Origin of the sequence: Actinomadura sp. 3N508, assembly GCF_044326375.1 — a bacterium.
Classification (GTDB): Bacteria; Actinomycetota; Actinomycetes; order Streptosporangiales; family Streptosporangiaceae; genus Spirillospora.
The window spans coordinates 1-23,190 of sequence record NZ_JBIRAX010000015.1; the positions used below are offsets into that span (position 1 = coordinate 1).

Annotated in this window: 22 protein-coding genes; 3 read left to right on the forward strand and 19 right to left on the reverse strand. The window is 67.0% G+C overall.

The window, feature by feature from the left end; translation table 11 throughout:
• Positions 1–800: hypothetical protein (locus tag ACH34S_RS37375; RefSeq protein ID WP_395957635.1), on the forward strand; the 800-nt coding region annotated here is incomplete at its 5' end.
• Positions 801–1,057: 257 nt separating this feature from the next.
• Entirely contained in the window at positions 1,058–1,588 is a 531-nt protein-coding gene (locus ACH34S_RS37380) for a transposase (RefSeq protein ID WP_395957738.1), read from the forward strand.
• 910 nt (positions 1,589–2,498) lie between these two features.
• Here the strand turns inward: ACH34S_RS37380 and ACH34S_RS37385 are convergent.
• From ACH34S_RS37385 to ACH34S_RS37465, 17 genes are all read right to left on the reverse strand, one after another.
• A complete protein-coding gene (locus tag ACH34S_RS37385) occupies positions 2,499–3,011 on the reverse strand; it encodes a tyrosine-type recombinase/integrase (protein ID WP_395957739.1) in 513 nt (170 codons plus the stop codon).
• A 951-nt stretch (positions 3,012–3,962) separates the two neighbouring features.
• Positions 3,963–4,343 carry a transposase gene (locus ACH34S_RS37390; RefSeq protein ID WP_395957636.1) on the reverse strand — a complete coding sequence of 127 codons (381 nt, stop codon included), beginning with the start codon at positions 4,341–4,343 and terminating at the stop codon, positions 3,963–3,965.
• A 47-nt stretch (positions 4,344–4,390) separates the two neighbouring features.
• Complete coding sequence (locus ACH34S_RS37395) at positions 4,391–5,848, reverse strand: peptide MFS transporter (RefSeq protein ID WP_395957637.1); 1,458 nt, start codon at positions 5,846–5,848, stop codon at positions 4,391–4,393.
• On the reverse strand, positions 5,845–7,101 hold the full coding sequence (locus tag ACH34S_RS37400; protein ID WP_395957638.1) for a cytochrome P450: 1,257 nt from the start codon (positions 7,099–7,101) through the stop codon (positions 5,845–5,847). The genes ACH34S_RS37395 and ACH34S_RS37400 overlap by 4 nt, the downstream gene beginning before the upstream one ends.
• A 1-nt stretch (position 7,102) precedes the next feature.
• Entirely contained in the window at positions 7,103–7,444 is a 342-nt protein-coding gene (locus tag ACH34S_RS37405; RefSeq protein ID WP_395957639.1) for an antibiotic biosynthesis monooxygenase family protein, read from the reverse strand.
• On the reverse strand, positions 7,441–7,767 hold the full coding sequence (locus ACH34S_RS37410; RefSeq protein WP_395957640.1) for an antibiotic biosynthesis monooxygenase family protein: 327 nt from the start codon (positions 7,765–7,767) through the stop codon (positions 7,441–7,443). The genes ACH34S_RS37405 and ACH34S_RS37410 overlap by 4 nt, the downstream gene beginning before the upstream one ends.
• Before the next feature lie 2 nt (positions 7,768–7,769).
• Positions 7,770–8,519, reverse strand: coding sequence for an SDR family NAD(P)-dependent oxidoreductase (locus tag ACH34S_RS37415; protein WP_395957641.1), 750 nt, complete (start codon positions 8,517–8,519; stop codon positions 7,770–7,772).
• Positions 8,520–8,551: 32 nt separating this feature from the next.
• Positions 8,552–9,748, reverse strand: a complete 1,197-nt coding sequence (locus ACH34S_RS37420; RefSeq protein ID WP_395957642.1) for an SDR family oxidoreductase — start codon at positions 9,746–9,748, stop codon at positions 8,552–8,554.
• Positions 9,748–10,011 (reverse strand): acyl carrier protein, encoded by a 264-nt coding sequence (locus ACH34S_RS37425; protein WP_395957643.1) that lies wholly within the window; start codon positions 10,009–10,011, stop codon positions 9,748–9,750. Before ACH34S_RS37425 ends, ACH34S_RS37420 begins: the two co-directional genes overlap by 1 nt.
• 24 nt (positions 10,012–10,035) lie before the next feature.
• The gene (locus ACH34S_RS37430; RefSeq protein WP_395957740.1) at positions 10,036–11,283 is read right to left on the reverse strand and encodes a ketosynthase chain-length factor; all 1,248 of its coding nucleotides are present in this window, start codon (positions 11,281–11,283) and stop codon (positions 10,036–10,038) included.
• Positions 11,284–11,294: 11 nt separating this feature from the next.
• Positions 11,295–12,569, reverse strand: a complete 1,275-nt coding sequence (locus ACH34S_RS37435; protein ID WP_395957644.1) for a beta-ketoacyl-[acyl-carrier-protein] synthase family protein — start codon at positions 12,567–12,569, stop codon at positions 11,295–11,297.
• A complete protein-coding gene (locus tag ACH34S_RS37440; protein WP_395957645.1) occupies positions 12,566–12,994 on the reverse strand; it encodes a cupin domain-containing protein in 429 nt (142 codons plus the stop codon). The genes ACH34S_RS37435 and ACH34S_RS37440 overlap by 4 nt, the downstream gene beginning before the upstream one ends.
• Positions 12,991–13,362 carry a TcmI family type II polyketide cyclase gene (locus ACH34S_RS37445; RefSeq protein ID WP_395957646.1) on the reverse strand — a complete coding sequence of 124 codons (372 nt, stop codon included), beginning with the start codon at positions 13,360–13,362 and terminating at the stop codon, positions 12,991–12,993. Before ACH34S_RS37445 ends, ACH34S_RS37440 begins: the two co-directional genes overlap by 4 nt.
• A 114-nt stretch (positions 13,363–13,476) precedes the next feature.
• A complete protein-coding gene (locus ACH34S_RS37450; RefSeq protein ID WP_395957647.1) occupies positions 13,477–15,426 on the reverse strand; it encodes a BTAD domain-containing putative transcriptional regulator in 1,950 nt (649 codons plus the stop codon).
• A 332-nt stretch (positions 15,427–15,758) separates the two neighbouring features.
• Positions 15,759–17,630, reverse strand: coding sequence for an asparagine synthase (glutamine-hydrolyzing) (asnB, locus tag ACH34S_RS37455; RefSeq protein ID WP_395957648.1), 1,872 nt, complete (start codon positions 17,628–17,630; stop codon positions 15,759–15,761).
• The gene (locus ACH34S_RS37460; protein ID WP_395957649.1) at positions 17,627–18,154 is read right to left on the reverse strand and encodes a hypothetical protein; all 528 of its coding nucleotides are present in this window, start codon (positions 18,152–18,154) and stop codon (positions 17,627–17,629) included. Before ACH34S_RS37460 ends, asnB begins: the two co-directional genes overlap by 4 nt.
• Positions 18,154–18,600, reverse strand: coding sequence for a DUF1772 domain-containing protein (locus ACH34S_RS37465; protein WP_395957650.1), 447 nt, complete (start codon positions 18,598–18,600; stop codon positions 18,154–18,156). The genes ACH34S_RS37460 and ACH34S_RS37465 overlap by 1 nt, the downstream gene beginning before the upstream one ends.
• 213 nt (positions 18,601–18,813) lie before the next feature.
• Here ACH34S_RS37465 and ACH34S_RS37470 point away from each other — a divergent pair, with 213 nt between their 5' ends.
• Positions 18,814–20,409: an FAD-dependent monooxygenase gene (locus tag ACH34S_RS37470; RefSeq protein WP_395957651.1), complete on the forward strand. Its 1,596-nt coding sequence runs from the start codon at positions 18,814–18,816 to the stop codon at positions 20,407–20,409.
• 67 nt (positions 20,410–20,476) lie between these two features.
• Here the strand turns inward: ACH34S_RS37470 and ACH34S_RS37475 are convergent, their stop codons facing one another.
• The gene (locus ACH34S_RS37475; protein WP_395957652.1) at positions 20,477–22,090 is read right to left on the reverse strand and encodes an FAD-dependent oxidoreductase; all 1,614 of its coding nucleotides are present in this window, start codon (positions 22,088–22,090) and stop codon (positions 20,477–20,479) included.
• A complete protein-coding gene (locus ACH34S_RS37480; protein ID WP_395957653.1) occupies positions 22,087–23,121 on the reverse strand; it encodes a methyltransferase in 1,035 nt (344 codons plus the stop codon). Before ACH34S_RS37480 ends, ACH34S_RS37475 begins: the two co-directional genes overlap by 4 nt.
• Positions 23,122–23,190: the final 69 nt, after the last annotated feature.

Genomic DNA, 23,190 nt, shown 5'->3' on the forward strand with positions numbered 1-23,190 from the left:
CCACCGACGGCCAGATCGTAGTCGACCAGCGCTTCTCGGAGTTCGCGCAGGCGAGTGGCCGCACCCTCACCATCAGCGGATACAAAATCACCATCGACGGCCGTCAGCTCTCACATGATCTGCAGGTATACGGCATGTACGGAAACATGCCGATCATGTCGAACACCACCACCCACGAGCTGACATTGATCCCACAAACCCAAAACGGGTACCTCCTCCAACCGGGCGCCTACATAGCCGACTTCTACTTCGGCCTCACCACCGACGGCCAGATCGTAGTCGACCAGCGCTTCTCGGAGTTCGCGCAGGCGAGTGGCCGCACCCTCACCATCAGCGGATACAAAATCACCATCGACGGCCGTCAGCTCTCACATGATCTGCAGGTATACGGCATGTACGGAAACATGCCGATCATGTCGAACACCACCACCCACGAGCTGACATTGATCCCACAAACCCAAAACGGGTACCTCCTCCAACCGGGCGCCTACATAGCCGACTTCTACTTCGGCCTCACCACCGACGGCCAGATCATAGTCGACCAGCACTTCTCACAATTCGCACAAGCAAACGACCGCACCCTCACCATCAGCGGATACAAAATCACCATCGATGGCCGTGGCCTAGATCGTGATCTCATGCCAACAGCCATGTACAGCGATATGGGGGTGTTGGCCCGGGATCGCCCACACGAAGTGACGCTGATTCCTGCTGCCGGACACACGCTGAAAGAGAATGTGGAGCCTTACACCGAGTTTTACGTCGCCGTTGACATCAAGGGGAACGTGCGCCCTGGGTGAGGGACTTGGTGTGATGATGCGGCAGCTGTATATTGTGATTCTGGGATATCGCCGCTGGTCGGTGGGGCAGCTGGAGTTGATCAAGATCGGGTGGGATTCCGGACATGGGGAGGGCCGTCGTGATCGTTGCTTTGTGTGACGAAAACAGTAACCCAGACGGCCGTCGGGGCACGGTAGCGCGCGAGCGCCTGGCGGGGTTTCTGGATGCGGTGATGGCCCGGCTCTAGGGTTGGTTCCGCAGGTGGGAGCCGCGGCGGCTGGTCCGTGATTTCGTGTTGGGCCTGCTGATGGGGCTGGAAGACGCCAATTGCTGGACCATCGCCGAAGCGCTGGGACATCGCGGTTCGCACCGGCTGCACCATCTGCTGTCTAAGGCCAAGTGGGACGAGCAGCGAGTCCTGGACGAGGCGGCGGTGTGGGCGGTCGACCACCTCGCTGAGGCCTGGCACGAGGCCGGGGACAATGTGCTGATCGTGGACGAGACCGGCGATGCCAAGTCCTCCACCGACCGTGTCGGAGCGGCCCGCCAATACTTCGGGAGCCTGGGCGGGATCGCGTTGCGCCGGGTCATAGTGAGCCTCACCTACGCCACCGCGCGAGGCCACACCATCATCGGCAGCAGGTTGGACCTGCCCAAGGACTGGGCGTCCGATGAGGTACGGCGCGAGCTGGCCAGGGCGCCGGAGGAGATCGAGTTCGCGGCCACCCACAACTGGCCGCCCAAATGCTCGCCCACGCCTGCGGCCGCGGGATCCAGGCCCCGTTCGTGGCCGGTGACAAGGTCCTGATGACCCTCGCACTGGGTCTCGGGGGAGCGATAGCTGCCAGCCAACTGTAACGTGAAGGTCCCAACGACCCTACTGATTCCGGCGCGTAAACACGGTGATATGAATTGCCCCCTCGGGACGCGCCAAATCAATTCTGGCCATATCGACACGAATCGCCGGCGCGGACGTTGGTGCATACAACGAATCGTCACGTCATTCCGCACCAGGGCGATCCACTCCATTATCGGGCTACGGGCGACATTGGCCCATCTTGACATCACTGCAGGGCGAGGTACTGCATTGTCGAGCAGTTCCTGTGGGACGATTTCTTCAATTTAGCCATTCCCTTCCCCGCAGCGTGTCGGGCACAGAACTACTTCTCGACGACAGGGAGCCCGGTCAGGCCTGTTCCCATGTTATGCATGCCCTTCTGAGGGTTCGAACCTACGCGGCGCATCGTGTTCGCTCGTTGTTTGCTCGTATGTCGCGGAACGCTCTGGTACCCAGCGGTACGAAGCGACAGCGCTGGCCGCTGGTGGCTATACAGAACAGGACGGACTGACGGGCTTTAGCACCTGGAATAACGCGTCGACAGGGCTGGTAGCCGACTTCTAATCCGACGGTCGCGGGTTCGAATCCTGCCGGGCGCGCCACCCCTGACCAGCCCAAACACCACACCCCGGACGAGCCAGCCCGGACGCCTGGGGCCGAACTGAGTCCCAGACACTTCCACCCACAATAGACAGACCACGGACTTCGACCACGACAACGGCTGTGCGACCACGGCTGGGCAGAACTCATTGCGCATCGACCCATCACGCGGCCGATACGGACGGTTATCTGGTTAGCCCTTCAGGTCGAAGAACAAGGACGGGGAGCCTGAGGCTCACGATCACCGGACGATGGCGGCACTCCGCCCGCTCGCCCGGTTTCAGCAGCGTTGTGGCCGTCCGAGTTGACGTGCGGGATGCGTCATCGGCCCCTGAGCCGGGGGCACGTCGAACTTGGGGCGTTTCCTGCGGCCGGTGTCTCTTCGGCGGACCCGGCTGGTGCCGGGCACCAGCCGACCCGCCTTCAGTACGTGCCTAGCGGCTTTCTCCGCCGCGCGATGGGCGACCTCGGGCAGCACGGAGGTGTAGGTGTCGGCGGTCAGCGCGATGCTGGAATGGCCCAGCATGTCCTGCACCACCTTCAACTCCACCCCCGCCGCCCGCGCCAGGGTCGCCGCCCCATGCCGGAGGTCATGCAACCGGATCGGCGGCAGCCCGTGCTCGGCGATCAGATCGCGGAACAGGCGAGTCAGCCGGTCGGGGTTCAGTGGATCACCGTTGAGGCCGGTGAACACATAGCCACTGTCACGGTGGCTCGACACTGCCCTTTCACGCTGCTGCCGCTCACGGTGATCACGCAGTGCGGCGGCGGTGGTGCGGTCCAGCGCGATGATGCGGGCGCTGGTGGCGGTCTTGGGCGGACACGCCGTGAGATAGCCCCTGGTGCTGCTGGATCTGCAGGCAGATCACCGCCGCCCGCTGGTCCAGGTCCACGTCGCACCACCGCAGCCCGGCGGCCTCCCCCGCGCCGTAGCCCTCGTAGGGCGATCAGGTGGAACATCGCGTACAACCGATGATCCCGGATCGCATGCAGGAAGTCGGCGGTCTGCGCGGCCGTCCACACCGCGACCGCAGGCCTCTCCCCCGTCCGCTGCCAGAGCTCCGCCCGCGCCTCGGTCCACACCACCGCACGCGGGCGCCGTGCCACCGGCAACTCCACCCGCGACGCCGGATTGTCACCGATCAGCCCCTGACGGATCGCCGCGTTCAACGCCGTGCGCAGCGTCGCCCGGATCCGATTCAACGCCGCCGCCGACAACGGCGCACCCTGCGCATCGTGCCGACGAACGATGCCCGCGAACATCGCCTGCACATGCGCGACCGACAGCTCCGCCAGTACGATCTGCCCCAGGTACGGGACTAGGTAGCGGCGGGCATGGCTAGAGTAGTTCTTGATCGTGGACGCCACCCTGGCACGAGTGGCCAGCCACTCACCCACCGTGAGCAGACCGCCGCCGCCCGCCCCGCACGCCCTGCCGAGCTGCGCCAGCGCCTCCTCAGCCGCCTTCCGCGTGGCGAGACCACCACGCCGGATCCGCCGCCGGCCCCCATCGGACCCGCCCGGCAACTCCAGCCAGACATACCAGCTCCCATGCCGACGCCCGGCCCGCAGCTTCGGACATTGCGCGCCCAACGCTTCCCTGACTGCGGGTCCACACGGCCACAACGGCGGTACACCCCACCAGAACCCTTGATGAACACCATGCCCGCCATCTACACGGCCGATGAGGAGGGCGACCACCGAACCCAGCAGACACAAACCTGCAGGCCAGGGACACATCACTTCAACAAACCCGGTGGACTCCAGCTCGGGCCCGCCCCGCCCGGTGGTGACGCGGATGCCCTGGCGCGGGGCTGGCCGGGATCTTCCGTGCCCGTACCGCCACATTTATGATCGTGGAGAACGAGGCGAACACCGAGGCCACCGTGGATTCGGCCAGCTCGTCGTGGAGTTGCGCGGTCGGCACCTTCACCCCGAACTCGCCCGGCTGATGCCGCCACGCGCACCCACTGGTCAGCACGTACACGATCGCGGTGAACACCGCCCGATCCTCCACCGGCGCGGTCCCGCCACCCTGCCGACGCGGTGTGAACTCGGGGATCAACGGCTCGACGATCGCCCACAACTCATCCGGCACCAGCCGGAGCGCATGATTCGACGACACGATCCTCAATCATGCCGCACCACCACCAAACCCATATGAGACACGCTCTAAGTCAGCAGTCTTTGTAGACGTCCAGAAAAAGCCCCCACCAAGATGCCAACCCCCATTACAAAGGCGCCGAGGAGGAGGAAGTAATGGGACAGCGACATGATTTTGGTCAGCCGGAACAGCTGACCTCCGGCAACGACGCCGACCGCACCGAACAGGCCGTTGACCGCCAGAAAACGACCGACGTAGCCCGCAGGAGCGGCCGCCGCCGCCAGTGCCAACCCCGCCGGCGCGAGCGCGATCTCTCCGCACGAGTACAGCGCGTAGACCGCGACGAGCCAGAGCGGAACGACAGGACCGGTTTCGGCCGAAGAGGCCGCAACGGACATGAGCAGGAAGCCGGTGCTGGCGACGACCAGCGCGCCGGAGAACTTCATTGAGACGTTCACCCGGTCCCCGGAGATCTGCCACAACCGCGCCAGCAGCGGCGCCGCCAGCAGAACAAAGAGCGGATGCAGCGACTGGAACCAGCTCGCCGGGGTCTCGAAGCCGAACACGGCCCGGTCGGTGTGGCGTTCGGCGAAGATTCCCAGCACCGAACCGCTCTGGGAGAAGAGCATCCAGAATACCGAGGACGCGAGCATCAGGACCACGAAGCCCCGCAACCGAAGCTTTCCGCCCGAAGCGCGTCCCAGGCGGCGCAGATAGACGAACGGCAGCGCCAGCGTCGCCAGGCCGAGAACGGCCAGCACGGCCGGGAGACCGACCAGCCCGCTGCTGACGGCTCCGATCAGCACAGCCGCAGGCGTCAGGACCAGAAGACCCGCTCGGCGCGCGACTCGAGCCAGTTCCGGCCGACTGATCGGATGTTGGGGCCGGGCTCCGATTTCTCCGAACTTGCCGAGAGCGAGTGCGAACTGGACGGCCCCCGCCGCCATCCCGAGGGAAGCGCAGACGAACCCCAACGGCCAGGCCACCTTCTCGGCGGCAGCGCCGATGACGGCCGGAGCGATCAGGGCACTGACCTGAATGCAAACGTAGAAGAGTGAGAAGGCAGCTTCGCGCCGCCGCGCTCCCTCTCCCCCGACCTCGGCGACCAGGGCCGCCAACGCGGGCTTGACGAGGCCGGTACCGGCCACCACCAGTGCGAGGCCTCCCAGTAGCGTCCACTCCGACGGAACGGCGACCACGGTGTATCCGGCGATGATCAACGCACCGCCGAGCAGGATGGCTCTGCGCATCCCCAACACCCTGTCGGTCAGCCACCCACCGGGCAGGCCAGCCATGAATGCCAACGACATGTAGGCGGCGAACACGGCCGTAGCCGTCGGCGGCGCCATTCCCAGGCCGCCGTCCTCGCCTCCGGCCGTCAGATAAAGGATGAGGACGGCGGCCATGCCGTAGAACCCGAACCGCTCCCAGAGGTCGACGGCCAGCAACGTCCCGAAGCCATGGCGCCGTGACGATTTGGCCGGTGCCGCTCCGGGAGCAGTCGGGATTCCATGCGTGGCACTCACTGGAGGAACACCGGCAACTCTTCGAGCCCGCGCATCATCAGGCTTTCCCGCCAGCCGAGCTCGGACGGGTCCACTGTCAGCCTCAGGCGCGGATAGCGCGTGAACAGGCGGGAAAGCACCACTGCGCCTTCCAGTCTGGCCAACGGCGCCCCGAGGCAGTGGTGGATGCCATGGCCGAAAGCCAGCGAGGCGCTGCCATCCCTGGTGATGTCCAGCTCGTCGGGATCGTCATAGCGTTCCGGGTCCCTGGCCGCCGCGGCCAGCGAGATCGTCACGAATTCGCCCGAGGGGATGACCACACCCCCTACCTCGACAGGTTCGGTGGTGAAGCGCCAAGTGGTGTGGCTGACCGGTCCGTCGTACCGAAGGAACTCCTGCACCGCCGACGGCCACAGTCCCGGGTCGGCGACCAGCTGTTCGCGGGTCTCCGGCCTCTGGAGCAGGGCCAGCACGCCGTTGCCGATCAGGTTGACGGTGGTCTCATGCCCGGCCACCAGGAGGAGGAAGGCCATGGAGACCAGTTCGTCCGGCGTCAGCCGGTCGCCGGACTCGTCGGAGACCCCGATCAGATCCGAGAGCATGTCGTCTTCGGGCGAGGCTCGTTTGGCCTCGAGCAGGTCGTGCAGATACCCGACCATCTCGGCGCTGGCGTCCAGGACCTCCTGGGTGCCCGCGCCGGAAACCATGAGGTTGGACCATCTGCGGAACTTCGCGCGGTCGTCCGGCGGCACGCCGAGCAACCAGCAGATCACGGTGAACGGCACCGGGAACGCCAGCGCCTCCATGAGATCGGTCTGCTCCTCTCCCTCCAAACGGTCGAGGAGATCGTCGGTGAGGGATTCGACCCTGGGGCGCAGCGATTCCACGCGACGCGCGGTGAAGGCTCCGCCGACCAGACGGCGCAACCGGGTGTGGTCAGGTTGGTCGCTGTCGAGCATGTGGACGCTGAGTACCTGAGGGAACTGGCTCCGTTCACCCGACTCCCGCAGGAACTCCTCCCGCTTGTCCGGGTCGACGAAGTTTCGCGGGATCAGATCCCTGCCGACTCGCATGTCCTTGCTGAGCCGGGCGTCGGAGAGCAGTTCCTTGGCGTCCTCATAGCGGGTGACCAGCCACGTGCGCAGTCCGTTCGGTGTCATCACGGGCACGGCGGGCGAGGAGCGTCGTAGGTCGGCGAGAGTCTCGTAGGGCTGTTGGTAGAAGGCGCGCGTGAACAGGTCGAGCGGCCTGGGCGGCGCGTCGGCGTCGCGCATGTCAGTTTCCCTTCGCGTCGGGCTCGCGCCGTTCCTCGTCGTAACGGGCGAGCTCCGTGAAGATCTCGAACGACCGGTCACGTTCGCCGTCCCGAAACGGGCGTAGCGGCGCGGTCTGGCCCTTGTGCGTCGCCCCGCCCTCCCAGGCGATGAACGACTCCCAGTCGGTCCATCGGCTCACCACGACGTAGCTGCGTGGATCCGCCTTGCTGGTCAGCAGCCGGTTGTCGACCAACCCGGGTGTGCCCCGCATACGGCGGCTCGCCTCGTGGTAGGCGGCGATCACCCTGCCCTCGTCGTCGCTGAGGTGGTACAGCACGACCTCGACGGCGGCGGGCGTCACGGGTGCCCGTTCCCCGCGCCGGCGAGCGCGGCGACCACGTGCATGGTCGTCATCGATCCGCCGGTGCGGTAAGGGTGCAGCTTCTGGCGATGCTCAACGTGGCGCTCGCTGGTCTCGAAGGCACGGAACCTCGGCTCGTTCACCCAGTCGCTGACGATGTAGTAGATGCCTTCCTCCTCGGCGCTGCGTGAGAGCCACTGGCCCAGGTTCGCCGGGTGGCTCGTCACCGAGTCCCCGACCTCCTGCCACACGCGTTCGAAGTCGCGCTCAAGGCCAGGCCGGATCTCCATGCGGAGCATCACGCGGAAGACGGGATCGGACATGCTCAGATCCCCCCATCCACATTGATGGTTTCTCCGGTCAAGTAAGCCGAGTGGTCGCTGAGCAGGAACAGCACGGCTCCGGCCAGTTCCTCCACGGTGCCGAGCCGCCCCAATGCGGTCTTCTTCGAGTACGTGGCGCGCAAACCCTCGGCGCGTTCGGCTGGCATGGTGTCGAACGCCTCGGTCTCAATGACTCCCGGCGCCACGACATTGACACGGATCCCCTGGGGTCCGAGCTCCTTGGCCAGCGAACGTGTCATCCCGATCATCCCGGCCTTGGCCGCGGTGTAGTGCGCTCGCAGGGGGATGCCCGCAGCCGCGCCGCGCGAGCCGATGTTGACGACGGAGGAGGCCCGGCCCATCAGCGGCAAGGCCTGCTGAGTGACCCGGTACGCTGCGGTGAGATTGGTGTCGATCACTCGGGCCCACTCGTCCGGTTCCAGCTCGGCGAACGGGATGTGGCTGATGACCCCGGCGTTGTTGACCACTCCGTCCAGCCGTCCGAAGCGGTCCTTGGCCTCGGCCAGGAGCCGGTCGATCTCATCCGTGTCGCCGACGTCGGCACGGATGACGTGGTGGTCGCCGTCGGTTTCCTTCAGTGCGTGCACCAGACTGTCCACCGCCTCTCCGTCCTGCCGGTGACAGGTCAGCACATCGGCGCCGGCGCGAGCGGCGGCCAGCACGATGCCGTGCCCGATGCCGCGGGTTCCGCCGGTGACGAGAATCTTCTTTCCGTAGAGCAGGAAGTCCACTTCGGCTCAACCTTCCGGGTAGTGGTCGGTGGTCACACGCATCCGTCGACGTGGATGTTCTGGCCGGTGATGTAGGCCGCGTGGTCGCTGATCAGGAAGAGAACGGCATCGGCGATGTCCTCGACGGTGCCGAGTCGGCCCAGAGCCGTGAACGAGGCGAAGGTCTCGCGCTGCTTCTCGGCGATCTCGGCGGGGAGGGAGTCCAGGGCCTCGGTTGCGGTCCGGCCGGGCGACAGAGTGTTGACCCGGATGCCTTGAGGGCCGAGTTCCCTGGCCAGCGAACGGGTCATGCCGACGAGGCCGGCCTTCGAGGCCGTGTAGTGGACGAGGTTGGGCCAGCCGATGAAGGCCGCCGTCGCACCGATGTTGACGACCGAGGAGCCCTCCTTGAGCAGTGGGAGGGCCCGCCTGGTCACCAGATGCGCGGCCGAGAGCCCGGCCTGGAGAGTCGTGGCCCACTCGGCGGCGTCGATCTCCGTGTAAGGCTTCGGCGCGAACCTGGCGGCGTTGTTGACGACCGCGTCGAGACCACCGAAGTTGGCCTCGCAGGCGGACACCAGCTCGTCGACCTCGTTCTCGACAGATGCATCGGCCTGCTTGACCAGGTGACGGCCAGGTGTTTTGGCCAGTTCACTCTCCAGGGCGGCGACCGACTCGCCCGGCGAGCGATAGCAGGTCGCGACGTCGGCGCCGGCACGGGCCAGTGCCAGCACGATGCCCCGCCCGATGCCTCGGGTTCCTCCCGTCACCAGGACACGACGGGAAGCGAACTGGCGATCCGCTCGCGCCGCCGCCTCAACCTTCGCCTTGATGATCCTCATCTGGATGCGGGTGTTACGGTCCAGCCGGGCCTTCATCGTCGCGTCGTCGACCGGCGCTTCGGGCTTCATCTCGAAGTCCTGTCGCCAGCGCATGCGGACGCCCTCCGCTTCCTGGACATAGGTCCAGTGGAGCTTCATGTAGGTGAAGTTGCCCGGCTCCACGCGATGGGCATGAACGGTGTGGCTGGCCTCGTCCATGGTGCGCTGGGAGACCCAGCTCCACACCGTGCCGGTCGCATCAGGGTGCAGCGAGAGCCGGAAAGTGACGGTGTCCCCCTCGGTCTCGAGGATCTCCGTTTCCGCATACTCGGTGAACAGCTGCGGCCAATCGGCCACGTCGTTGGTCATCGACCAGACCAGGTCCATCGGCGCGTCGATGACGATTGAGTTGTCGGTGTGTTCGCCCATCAGAGTTCCGCCTTCGCGAGTCTGTCGTTCACGTAGTCCACGGCTTCGCGCAAGCAGTGGGAGTGCTCGAGGTCACCGTCCGGGATCTGGATGCCGTAGTCCTGCTCGATGCGATTGGTGAACTCCAGCAAGGCCAGCGAGTCGTAGCCGAGGTCGGCGAACGCCTTGTCCTCGACGCCCTCGCCGTTCATGTCGACGTTCTCGTCGACCCCCGCGACCTCGCGCAGCAAGCGCTTCAGGTCCTCTGCCGTGATCTCGGCCATGTCCAGCCGCCTTTCCTGTCGTGGCTATCTCTCTGCGATCGTCCGGTCGCCCGCTCCGAGGACCAGGGCGGAGGTGAATCCGCCATGTCCGGTGGCGAGGATGAGCGCTGTCCGAGGACGGATCTGCCGGGGGCGGTCGAGGACCAGGTCGATCTCGCACCCTGGCGCGGACCGCCCCAGTCCGGCGGTGTGGGGCACGACACCTCCGGCGAACGCCAGCAGAGCCGTGGCGCTGTCGAGCACCGCTCCGCCTGCATACAGCCGGCCCGTAAGGGTCTTCGGAGCGGTCACCGGAACCGCCCCCGGCCGGAAGACCTCGCTGATGGCCCGCGCCTCGGCCAGGTCTCGCTCCGGAACACCGGAGGCGTCGGCAAAGACGACGTCGATCGCGTCAGGTTCCAGGTTCGCGTCGTCCAGCGCCCGGCGGATCACCGACGCCCGCACCGGCGGCCGATCGACCCCAGGTGCCGGTTCGAAGCCTGCGGCGTAGCCAAGCAATTCGCCGTAGTGACCGACATTCCGTTGACGCGCGGACTCCTCGGTCTCCACGACCAGGAATGCACCACCCTCGCCCGGCACATAACCGGACGCCGCTACGTCGAACGGGAGGTAGGCCTCGGCGGGATCGTCCTTCTCGGAGAGCCCACCGGCCGACATCTGCGCCACCAGTCCGTAGGGGCACAGTGAGGCGTCGGTACCGCCCGCGAGGACGATCCTGGAACCGGTCGATAGAAGGCGGCGGGCCTGGCCGAGTGCGTCCAGACCTCCTGCCTGCTCGCAACACAGCACGCCACAAGGGCCGCGCATACCGTGCCGGATGGAAACCTGGCCCGTCGTCGCGGCGTAGAACCAGGCGATGGACTGGTAGGCGCCCACCCACGACGGCCCCTTCTGGTACAGGCGTTCCATCTCATGTTGGCCGAACTCGGTCCCTCCGGACGAGCTGGCGGTCACGACCGCCAGCTCGTACTCGGGCAACGTCCCGGGGTCGGCCTGGGCGTCGTCCAGCGCCTCCTGGGCGGCCGCCAACGCCAGGTGAGTGAATCGATCGGTCTGCGGCACCAACCGCCCGGGGACGTTGTCGCGGGCATCGAAGCCAGGGACCTCCCCCGCCACCCGAACCGGATAGCCGGATGGGTCGAACCGGGTGATCCGGCCGAGTCCGCTCTTGCCCGCGAGCACGGCGTCCCAGTGCCGCTGTACGCCGATGCCTGTCGGCGCGACCGCTCCGATGCCAGTGATCAGGGCTCGGGCACGCCGGCCCGTCCGCAGTCCTGTGGCGCTCACGCCGCCTCCTTCCCGACTTGGAATTCGCCCAGCACCATCGCGCTCTGGAACCCACCGAAGCCGCTGCCGACGCTCAGCACCCGTCCCATCCGGTGCTCCCGTGCCTCGTTTGGCACATAGTCCAGGTCACATGCCGGATCAGGCACCGCCAGGTTGGCGGTCGGTGGCACGACCTGGTGCCGGAGCGCCAGGGCGCAGGCTGCGACCTCCAGTGAGCCGATGGCCCCAAGGGAGTGCCCGATCATCGACTTGATCGAGCTGACGGGCACCTGGTGGGCCCGCGAGCCCAGACTGCGTTTGAAGGCTGCGGTCTCGTGCCGATCGTTCTGTTGCGTGCCGGAGCCGTGCGCGTTGATGTAGTCGATATCAGCTGGGTCCAGGCGCGCCCGGTCCAGCGCGACCCGGATCGCCTCTGCCATCTCGCGCCCGTCCGGTTTGAGGCCGGTCATGTGATGGGCGTTGCTGCGGCCGGCGAAGCCGAGGATCTCGGCATAGACCGACGCGCCTCGTCGCCGTGCCGCCCCGGCCTCCTCAATCACCATGACCGCCGAACCCTCGCCGAGAACGAATCCGTCGCGCCGGGCGTCGAAAGGCCGGGAAGCATGCTCGGCGTCATCGTTGTTGGGGGTCGTGGCCTTGATCGCGTCAAAGCAGGCCGAGGTGATCGGGGACAACGGCGCGTCAGTTGCGCCGACGATGACGATGTCGGCCGTCCCCTCCTCGATGAGCTGCACACCGTGCCCGACCGCGTCGAGGCCCGAGGTGCAGCCGGTGGAGATCAGCGCCACAGGTCCCTCGGCGCCCGCCTCCCAGGCGACCTCGGCGGCCAAGGTGCTGGGAACCATGTAGCCGTACAGATGAGGTACGCCGTAGGTGTGATCGACCAGCCAGTCTCGCCCGTCGTTGGACAGAACGGCGTACTCCTCCTCCAGCCCCATCGTGCAGCCGACCGCACTGCCGAGGCTCACGCCGACTCGGGAGGGGTCGTGAGCGGACAGGTCGAGCCCACTATCGGCGAGGGCCTCACGGGCGGCGACGACGGCGAACTGCGCAGCGCGGTCCATGCGTCGCCTCTCCTGGGCCGTGAGTCCGGCCGAGGCCGGGTCGAAGTCGCATTCGGCCGCCACGCGGGACCGGAAGCCGGACGCGTTGAAAAGGCTGATCTCGCGCGTGGCGGTGCGGCCGGACGAGAGCACGTCCCAGAAGGCGTCCCGCCCGAGACCACCCGGGGCCACCGCGCCGACGCCGGTGATGACCGAACGCCGACTCACCGTTGCCCACCCACGTCTGGGTTGTCCGCCCCGGGGTTCGTCGGCTGCTCGGTGTCGACGTGACCAAGCTCGGGCCGGGGAGCAAGCGGTGAGAGATGGAAGACCGCCTCCGCGGGCTCGTCGCCGACATTGACCAGCCGGTGACGCACACCGATCGGCACCATCAGCGAATCGCCCCGGGTGAGGGTCACGGGCTCTCCGTCCAGCCGCATCTCCAGCCGGCCTGAAACGACGTGCAGGAACTCCTCGGACCACGGGTGGTAGTGCTCGGTGACCGCTTCCCCAGGCGCGAGCCGCAGCACGCCGCCGAACCCCGAGGTCGAGTTCACCGTCCGCGGGCTGAGGGTGACCCGGATGTCACCGCCACGCTTGGTGTTGGGAGTCACCGACTCCACGGCCACCTTCAACACGCCTGTCTTCGTCACTTGGCGCTCCCCATGCTCGGACCGGTCGGCTCGGTGATCACCGGGCCCTCCTCCGGAGACCACGAGTAGAACGGAATGGCCATCGCGTCCCGTGGTTCTTTCCAGTCAGGGTCGAATGGCAGCATGTATTTGGTCAGCCGGGTATTGATGTCCTTGTAGAGAGGATGGGTGCGGGCGCTATAGAGCCTCGAGCCGATGTCCTGCTCGGCCTCCACGAGGTGGAAATAGAGCCCGTGGAAGGCGAACAGAGTTCGCCGTGACACTCCCACCATGTGCGGCAGGTCGGTGCTGTCGGAATCAGCGAAGGTCTGCGCGACATCGACCGCGTCGGCGCGGTCCATTCTGGCTACGATCAGAGTTCTGTGCATTCCGCCTCCCGGGTCGGTGGTTCGTGATTCCACCTTCGGGCAGGAGGCTCCAAATTGTCTCGAATGCGACTTGAGGATCCTCCTGGGGTTCTTCAGAGCCGCATTCGAGACGGTTCACACTCTGGAGACGAGCTCCCGTTCGTCCAGGCGCCGCGATCTGGAGTCATGCGGGAGTTCTGTGGCGGGTTCGGTGTTGCCGAGGAGGCGCTCCAGTTCCAGTCGCACCAGCGGCGGGACTGTACAGAGCGGCTCGACCAGCGCGGCGGGGTTGGATCCAGGGACCGGATGGAACGCCTCGTTCACCAAGTAGGCATCGACCAACTCCTCAAGCAGCCGTTCAGCGGATCCGGACCTGAAGTTCCGGACCACATCACTCGCACGCCAGCAAGTCCGTTCGTCCCGGACCATCCGCTCAAGCAGGACGCGCGAGGTCCCAGACAACTGGTCGTAGTTCACCGCGAGCGTGCCCAGCAGTGATTGCGTGCCCGCGGGCAGGTCAAGAAGCAGGCTCTGGTCATGGCACAACCGGGCGAGCAGCCGCTCCGCCGACCAGTCCGGCCTAGCCGCCAGCCGCCCGGCCACCGCACGGACCGCCAGCGGGAGCCCCTCACACAGGTCCAGCAACTGCCGGACCGTGTCCATCCGGTCGCTGGCCTGTCTCTCTCCCACCACGTGGGCATAGAGCTCCACCATCTGTTCCAGCGAGAGCCGGGACACCATCACCTTCCGTCCGACTGCCAGCCCCCGCCCGCGGAAGCGGTTGGTGGTGATGACCGCGCACCCACTTCCGCTGGGGAGGAGCGCCGAGATCCGGGAGACCGCCGTGACGTCATCTGCGACGATCAACGCGCGCCGATCGGCCGTCCAGCTGCGGAACATCTGGGCTAAGTCGTCCACGCCGGTGGGGATTCTGGCACGTGGCGCCCCCCAGGACTCGAGCGCCGCGGTCAGCACTCCGGCGAGCCGGGCATCGGCCTGGCCACTCTCGGACATGTCCAAGAACAGCTGGCCGTCGGGGAAGTGAGGGCGCAGACGGTAGGCGGCGCGCACCGCGAGCGCGGTCTTGCCCACTCCGGGTGGACCGTGGAGCTCGATGATGCGTAGCCCGTCGCTCCCGCGTCGGCCGGGTTGCAAGTATGAGGTCAGGATCGCCAGCTCTCCCGACCGTCCTACGAGAGCATCGGTGTCGGCAGGCAGATAGACGGCGCCCTGCGACGCGCGAGTCGGCTCCGCGAGCACCGTCACCCGCCCCTCGCCACCGGATGCAAGCGGGACGCTGCCCTGGTCGGCCAGCACGTCCTGATGCAATCGTTGCAGCGCGGCCGAGGGTTCGATCCCGAGTTCGTTGACGAGCCGTTCCCTCAGCACCCGGAAGACCTCCAAGGCCTCCGGGCGACGGCCGGCGAGCTGGAAAGCCCGCATCAGCTGCCCGGCGAACGCCTCGTGCGTCGGGTTGGCGTCCACTGCGGTGGACAGGTCGTCCACGATGGCCCGGTGGTGCCCGAGCTCGAGTTCGATCTCAAAGCGCTGTTCGAGCACGCTCTGATGTTGCTGCTCAAGCCTGATCGACCAGGCCGAGAGCCGTTCACCCCGGGCGACGTCCACCAGGGGGCCTCCGCGCCAGCAGGCGAGTGCCCTGGCGAAAGTGCTGGAAGCAGCCGCGACGTCTCCGGCCCGGTACTCCTCCCTTCCCTGTTGCGCCAGCTGCTCGAACTGGTAGGCGTCGATGGACAGCCTGTCGGGGAGACGCAGCTCGTATCCCCCGGCCTTCGTCAACAGGACGGGGTAGTCGTTGGGCGCGCGGCTCGCGTCGCGAGCCTCACCGCTTCGCCCGGTCAGCAGGCCGAGGCCGCGCCGGAGTTGGTAGATGTAGGTCTGAAGGGTTGTCTGAGCGCTGACCGGGGGGTGTTCGCCCCACAGTTCGCTATAGAGCTGGTCGATACTCACTGGTGTGTTGACGTTCAGCGCCAGAACCGCCAGAACCTGCCGAAGTTTTGGCGCCCCCGGTGTAATATCGAGGCTCTCACTAACTACACGAAACGACCCGAGCAGAGAAATATTCATGCATCCCCCTTCACGCGACCCTCAGCACGATGGCAAGGTGTCGGCTGCCAGTTACTGCAACCGAGCGCTGAATAGCTCTTGAGAAAGCTGTCGTGTGTGCGATATGAAAGAATTTCGCGTCACCCGAGTCGATGACCCCCGTCTCCCCGTTTTCTTAGACGCCCCACGGATGATCCTGACAGGTGTCCATACACCACCTTTTGGTCGCTTTGACTGATCACAAGCTAGGTGGCGATCACCGTTCGGTGCCACGCTCCAACCCCGGGCCGCTTTGTCCTTTTCTGGCCATCGAAAACAATCCTGGCAGTGAGGCCGGGGGCGTATGACCTTGATCACAGCTCAAGTTGGACCTTGTAGTCGCGTAGCCATGCGTCCAGCTGCAGGACCATCTCCAGGTTGGCCCGCTCTAGGAACGCGAAGGCTCCGCTCGGCGCAGTCGCCTCCGCCAAGGCGGCCTTCACCGCTTCGCCATCGAGCAGCGAAAGGACCGGCGCCCCTTGGTCGGTCATCAGGGCGGCGAATCGTTCTCGCACGAGCTCCCCGTAGGCGACATCCTGAGTAGTCGGGTAGTTACTCTTCGGGCGGTAGAGGACCGATTCAGGCAGGAGGTCTGCGACGGCTTCGCGCAGCAGCCCCTTCTCTCGCCCTCCCTGGCTCTTGACGACGGACGGCACGTTGTACACGTACTCGACGAGGGCTCGATCACAGAACGGCGTGCGCACCTCGACGCCGGCGGCCGAGCTCAGCCGGTCGGCCCTTTCCAGGTGAGCGGGCGCCCACCGGGTGAGCGCGAGATAGGTGACCTCCCGCGACCTGCGTTCGGCGGCGCTTTCCCCTTCGACGAGCGGGACCTCGGTCAACGCCTGGGAGTAGTGCTGTTCGGTGTGGGCCGCGAAGTCCAGGCCTTTTCGGAGACCGCGGTCCAGCAGGGCGCAACCGAGCCCGCCGGCGGACGCGTCGTTGCCGCGCGCAAAGGACACCCATGGAAAGGTCGTCGAGTTGCTGTGCGCCGGGTCGCGGGCCCAGGCGTATCCGCCGAAGAGTTCGTCGGCGGTCTCCCCCGAGAGCACGGCGTTCACGCCCGAGCGCCGTACGGCCTCGAAGAACAGAAACAGGGACGCGTCCATGTCACCGAGCGCCGAAGGGGCATCCTGGCCTCGCAACACCGCCTGGTGCGCTCGGGGATCGGCGAGCGTCGTCGAGTTCAGAAGGATCTCGAGGTGCTCGGTGCCGATGTGCCGCGAAGCAATCTCGGCGAATGGGGCGTCGGGAGTCGCCCTCGCGGCCGGATGTGACTCGAAGTTCTCGGTGTACCCCGCGAAGTTGACCGAGAACGTGCGGAGCCGGGCGGTGGAACCGTTCCCAGCGCGCGCTGCCAGTGCGGTCAGCGCGCTGGAGTCGATGCCGCCGGAGAGCATCGCCCCGACGGGCACGTCCGCACGCAGATGGGCCGACACGGCGTCCATCAATAGTTCACGGACAGTCCGAACCGTTTCCTCCGCCGAGTCGGTATGAGGCCTGGCGGACAGCCGCCAGTAGGGTTCCTGCGTCACGCCGCCAGACCGGACGATGAGCATGTGCCCCGGCAGCACCTCTTCGATGCCGCGGAAGGCGGTCATTCCGGGCATGTGCTCCAGCGCGAGCACTTCCCGGAGTCCGTCGGCGTCGACAGCCGCCCGGACATCCGGATGCGCGAGCAGTGCTTTCGGTTCAGAGCCGAACAGCAGACCGCCGCCGGTCCGGTGGTAGCACAACGGCCGCATGCCGAGCCGGTCACGAACGAGCACCAGTTCCCGTCGGCGTACGTCCCAGACCGCCAATGCGAACATGCCCTCGACCCGCGCAGGGAAGTCCCGGCCCCACTGCAGATAGGCGCGGGCGATCACCTCCGCATCGCTGCCGCCCACGAACCGATGCCCTCTCTCAGTGAGTTCCCTTCGCAGGCGCGAACCGTTGACGACCACACCATCGATCATCGCGACCGCTGTGGCATCGCCGCCTGCCGCCTCGACGACCACCGGCTGGGATCCGTTCGCCTCTCCTTCAGGTCCGAGCCTCCGGTGGGCCAACGCGATGTTCTCGCCAGCCCACTCGCCCGCCCCTTCGGGGCCACGATGCGCCAAGGCGGCCGCCATGGCCCGCAGGTCCCGCGTCGGCACGATCGAGTCCGACTCGAAGTCCACTAGTCCGGTGATGCCGCTCATCGGGAAGTCCTTTCGGCCGAAACATGGGATGGGCAGGAATCGGAGGCGCCGTCGCCCTCCGTGTCGAACCGCACCTCGAGCAGAGACAGGCCGCAACGGTCGACGGCGCCGCGGAAGGCGTCGAGATCGGGATCGCCGGTCACGGTGATGCCCAGCCGACGCTCGGCCGCGTCCTCGTACCGGCGATACAGCTCCAGATAGCCACGTGCCGTCCGGTCGGGGTCGGTCACCGCGACCAGCCGGGCCGTCCGTCGCGCGCCGCGCCAGATGATCTCGGTTCCGGCGCCGTCGGCAAAGTTGTGCCGCCAGCCCCCGCTAGTGGCGATGACTGGGATGTCATCTATCGAGTGAACGCCGACGGGCAGTTCGTAGCGCCGACCGGTGCGGCGTCCGGTGAAGCGCAGAACCGCCAGGCGTTCGGCCATCGGCCCGGGCTCGGGGCCGGTGAGCAGGTCGCGCATCCGCTCGTTGGCGGCCGCGCGTTCCTCGGCGGGCGGCAGCGCCCGCTCGATCCGCGCGCCCATCACAGCACCACGCCCGCAGCGGTCAGGGCGATCGCGGCGAACGCGAAGGCAGTGCGAACCAGGTGCCAGTCGCGCCAGCTGAAACGGGGGTCGTCCCAGTCTGGCCCGACTTCCTCCGGCGCAAGCTTCTTGACCTGATTGTTGATCGGCACGTTCCGGGTCTGCGAAACCACGGCGACGCCGACCATGCAGACGGCGGCGACCGCGAAGACCCACCGGACCGCACCGTTCGAGCCCGCCGCGAGCACGACGTCGATCGCACCCGAGCCAAGCACGATGAACGGCATGACCCGGTCGTAGTGGCGCCCGAGGAGCTTGTGGGTGAAGACATATCGGTCCGGGGGCATCGCAATGAGCGCCGGCATCACACTGATAGCGACCGCGAAGAAGACACCTGCGACAACTCCCGTGCCCACCAGCACGAGGATGCTCAGTAGTTCCGTCAAGACATCCGCCTCCCACCTCGTCGACGCGGGACCCTTCCTGGTCCGGCACGTAGGTCCCTCTTGACCCTGATCGTGGCGCCTCGGACCGTCCTCAAGGGCTGCTAGGAGACTGTGCGCCACCACTGCGGCGACCTCAGCTGTTCCGCCAGCCGTGCTCGAGCGTCCGGGGTGAGGCTGCCCGCGTACCATCGACTCTCTTCTGGAGGTGGCCGCATGGCCGACGAGACCGTCGACGTACTGGTCGTGGGCGGCAGCATGGTGGGATTGGCCAGCGCGCTGTTTCTCGCCCGTCAGGGGGTTCGGACCCTGCTCGTCGAAAAGGCGACGAGTATCTCCGAACACCCGCGGGCCCAGGCCACCAGCCCCCGCACGATGGAGCTGATGCGGGCGCTCGGCCTGGAGGACCGCGTGCGCGCCGAAGAGAACCCGCATGCACGGTACGGCGACATCCTCCAGGTCGAGTCCCTCTCCGGCACCGAGCTCGGCCGGTTCGACGGTCCGTTCCGGCAGGAACGGGCCGCGGTCGCCGCGACAGGGTGGACGCTCATCGGGCAGGACCGGTTCGAGCCGATCCTGCTGGATTCGGCCGTAGGCCTCGGGGCGGGCATCCGCTTCGGAACCGAACTCGTGGAGTTCACACAGGACGACGAGAGCGTGACCGCTATGGTCCGCAGCGTCTCCGATGGTGCCCGGCGCACGGTCCGCGCCTCGTACATGGTCGCCGCCGACGGAGTCCGCTCACCGGTACGCGAGAGCCTCGGCATCGGAACGCGTGGTGAGGGAGTCTTCGGCCGCCAGATGAAGGTGATCTTTCATGCGGACCTCTCGCCGTACGTCGCCGGACGCACCTTCTTTCTCTGCTTTGTCAACAACCCGGGGGTCAAGGGGGTGCTCGGCCAACTGGGAGGTGCGAGTTCCGATCGCTGGGTCCTCGCGCCGAGTCTGGACTCCGACGACGACCACGAGGCGTACGACGCGGATGCCTGCGCAGAGCTGATCCGTGCCGCCGTCGGCGTGCCTGATCTCGTCGTCACGATCGAGTCCAAGACGAGCTGGGAGGTCGGGGCGTGGGTGGCGGACAGGTTCCGAACGGGGCGCGTGCTGCTGGCCGGTGACAGCGCGCACGTCATGCCGCCCACCGGAGGATTCGGCGGCAATATGGGGGTCCAGGACGCGCACAACCTCGCGTGGAAGCTCGCGCTGGTGCTGCGGGGCATCGCCGATCCTGGCCTGTTGGAAAGCTACGAGCAGGAGCGGCGGCCCGTCGCCGAACTCACAGTGGAGCAGGGTGTCATCCGCTACCTGCAGCGCAGCGGCCTGTCCGAGGAGGTGGCCGCGCGACACCTTCCCGAGACCACCGTGCTGTTCGGGCACGTCTACCGGTCGACGGCAATCGTGGGCGAGGAGACAGGATCGGACGGCGATCTCGTCGAGGACCCCACCGTCCCCTCGGGCCGGCCCGGGACACGCGCACCGCACCTGGTGCTGCGCCGCGGTGGCTCGGACGTGCCGGTTCACGATCTTTTGGACGGTGGGTTCTGGTTGCTCGCGGGACCTGAGGGAACGGCTTGGGAGTCAGCAGCGGAGCAGCTCCGGACGGACACCGGGCTTGCAATCGGCTTTAACCGGGTCGGAGCTCTGGAGCCTGCTGAAGAAGTCAAGCACTTCCTCGAGGCGTACAAGATCGACGAGGACGGAGCGGCATTGATCAGGCCTGACGGATTCCTGGCCTGGCGGTCCCTGGGAACGCCCGCCTCTCCTCGAGCAGCATTGGCCACCGCGATGGCTCAGGTGCTCGGTCGGAGCTGAGAGCCGGTCCGCACGCGGAAGGTCCCCTCCCCGCCGGCTCGGGGTAGGGGACCTTCGATGTGACGGGTCAGCTGAGATCGAGCACGCTCGTCAGCGCGTTGGTCAGATCTCCGGCGGCATCGTCGACTTCACCGGAGCTGGTCCGCCACGCGATGAAGCCGTCCGGACGGACGAGCACCGCACCACCCGAAGACACCCCGAAGCGCTGTCGGAACAGACCATCCGGATCCTGGAACGCGCTCCCCTCTCCGACGGCGTGCATGGCCAGCCGGAGGCCGCGGGCAGTCGCTTTCTTGATCGCCGCACGCCCCCAGCCCTCGGCCGCCTGGTCGGCCAGCAGCACGAACCCCCCGTCGATGAGGTCTACGGTGGACACCGGCCCCTCCGGACCGCGCAGGAGGACGTGTGGAGCGCGGGACCCCGGCCTTCCGCTGGGCTCATCCGGATTCTCGATCAGAGTGTCCGGCCCCTCCGGGTCGGGCACGAAAGCGCCCGAGGTGTAGCAGTAGCCGAACGTCACGGTGGTCTCGTCCAGCAGTTCGTTCGCCACGTCATCGAGGCCTTTACCCTCTCTGACCGCGAACCTCAGCATGGCCTGGCGCACGGTCTCCTCGGCCACCGGGCGACGTTCGGCGTCATAGCTGTCCAGCAGTCCGCGTCCGGCATTCCCGGCGAGGACCCGCCCGAGCTTCCAAGCCAGGTTGTAGGCGTCCTGGATACCGGTACTCGCCCCGAACGCGCCGGTGGGCGGCATGACGTGAGCAGCGTCACCGGCGATGAAGACCCGCCGGGTGGCGAAGGAATCCGCCACCCGTGCCGAGATGTCCCAGGCCGGCGTGTCCACCGAATCGATCTTCAGGGGCAGGTCTGGAACACCGACTGCGGCGCGGACCAGTTCGACGCACCGATCATGGGTGAAGTCCGCCGCGCTCTGCCCGCGCTCGGGAAAGTACGAGACGTTGATGACCCAGCGCCGGTCGTTATCGAGCGGGATGATGGTCCCGCGCACCTCGGGATTGTTGACGTAGGCCGCGACTATCCGGCGGCCGCGCAGAGCCGTTTCCAGGTCGGCCTCGAAGAAGAAGCTGATCAAGTTCGTCAGCGTCCCACGGCCGTGGGATCCGATCGACAGCATCCGGCGCACCGGACTGCGGCTGCCGTCGGCCGCGATCACGTATTGGGCTCGCAGTTCAGACGGCTCACCGGTGGAGAGATCCATCGCCTGTACCAGGACGCCGTCGTCGTGTTCCGCGACCGCATCGACCCGCGTGTTGAACCGCACGTCGGCGCCGACTTTCACCGCGTGTTCGCGCAGGATCGGTTCCAGCTGGTTCTGGTCGATGAACGTCCACGTCGCCGGGGTGATCCGTGCCAGATCCTCGGGTGAGGCGCTGGGCATCCGCACGCGCTCCTGCCCCGCCAGCGTCTCGACATGGACCAGGTCGGTGTTCTCGGAGATCGGTGAGCGGCCCGCCTGGACCCGTTCCTCGAGGCCGACGGCCCGGTACAGCTCCATGGTTCGGGGGTTGATGGCGCGCGCTTTCGGATGCGTCGAGGTGTCCGGATGCCGCTCCAGCAGCGTCGCCCGCACACCGTGCCGGGCGAGGAAGACCGCGGCTGACAGCCCGGTCAGGCCGCCACCGATGATCACTACTGGGACATCGTTTCCGGTCTTGGTCATGCGACGTTCCTCTCCGGTCCGTCCTGTCGTGGTTCCTTGTGCGCGACGACCAAGGTCTGGGCGCCCATCATCGCTTCGGCCTCCGCCCTGACGAAGCCGGCCTCCGTCAGCCAGGCGCAGCAGTCGACCGCCCGGTACTCCGAGCCCGACGGGCTGACCAGACGCATGTGCAGGCTGCTGAGGAGCCGCCGCGGGTCGCTGCGGTCGTCGTCGAGCATCCGGTCGTAGATCAGCACCGTTCCGCCGGGGCGGACGGATTCGAAGACCCGCTGCAACAGAGCCTTGCGCTGCTCGGTCTCGAAGCCGTGCAGGATACGGCCGAGCACCACCACGTCCGCCTCCGGCAGCGGGTCAGTGAAGAAGTCACCTCCGACGAAGGAGATCCGTTCCTCGAGCCCCAGCCCGGTGACGTGCTCGGTGAACAGCGGCCGGGTGCGTTCGAGGTCGAAGCAGGTCGCCTTGAGATGGGGGTGAGAGCGCACCAGCACAGCCGCCAGGTTGCCCCGCGCACCGCCGAGGTCGACGAACGACTCGTGGCGCGACCAGTCGCCGCGCCGCGCGATCTCGGCCCCCAGCCGCTCGCTGTAGGCGTCCAGACCGGTGAGGAAACGCTTCATCGTCGCCGGGTTCTCGTGCTGCCTTCCGACGAACCCGCCCTTGTCCGGATCGAGTCTCTGCGGTTCGCCGGTCCGCAGCGCGTCGGTCAGCTTCTCCCAGGTCCCGTACAGCGTCTCGTTGGTCAGCTCGATAAAGCCACCGAGGTAGGTGGAGCTGTCCGGCACCAGGTACTCCTGGGCGATGGGCGCGTTGCGATATCGGCCGTCGAGGCGTTCGAGCAGGCCGAGACCTGCCAGAGCATCCAGAAAGTCGGCGGCCATCCGGGGGTGCAGGCCGATGCGCCCCGCAGCCTGCTCCGCGCTGGCCGGGCCTTCGGCGAGTTTGCCGAAAACCCCTAGCGTCACGGCGCTCTGCAGGACCTTGGCCGCGCAGTCACGGGTGGACATGCTGATGAGCGGTTCGGGATCGACCATGGCGCTGATGGTCGTTGGTTCGGTAGTGGTCACCATTGCCTCCGGGCAGGGCTCGTCAGGTCATGAGGG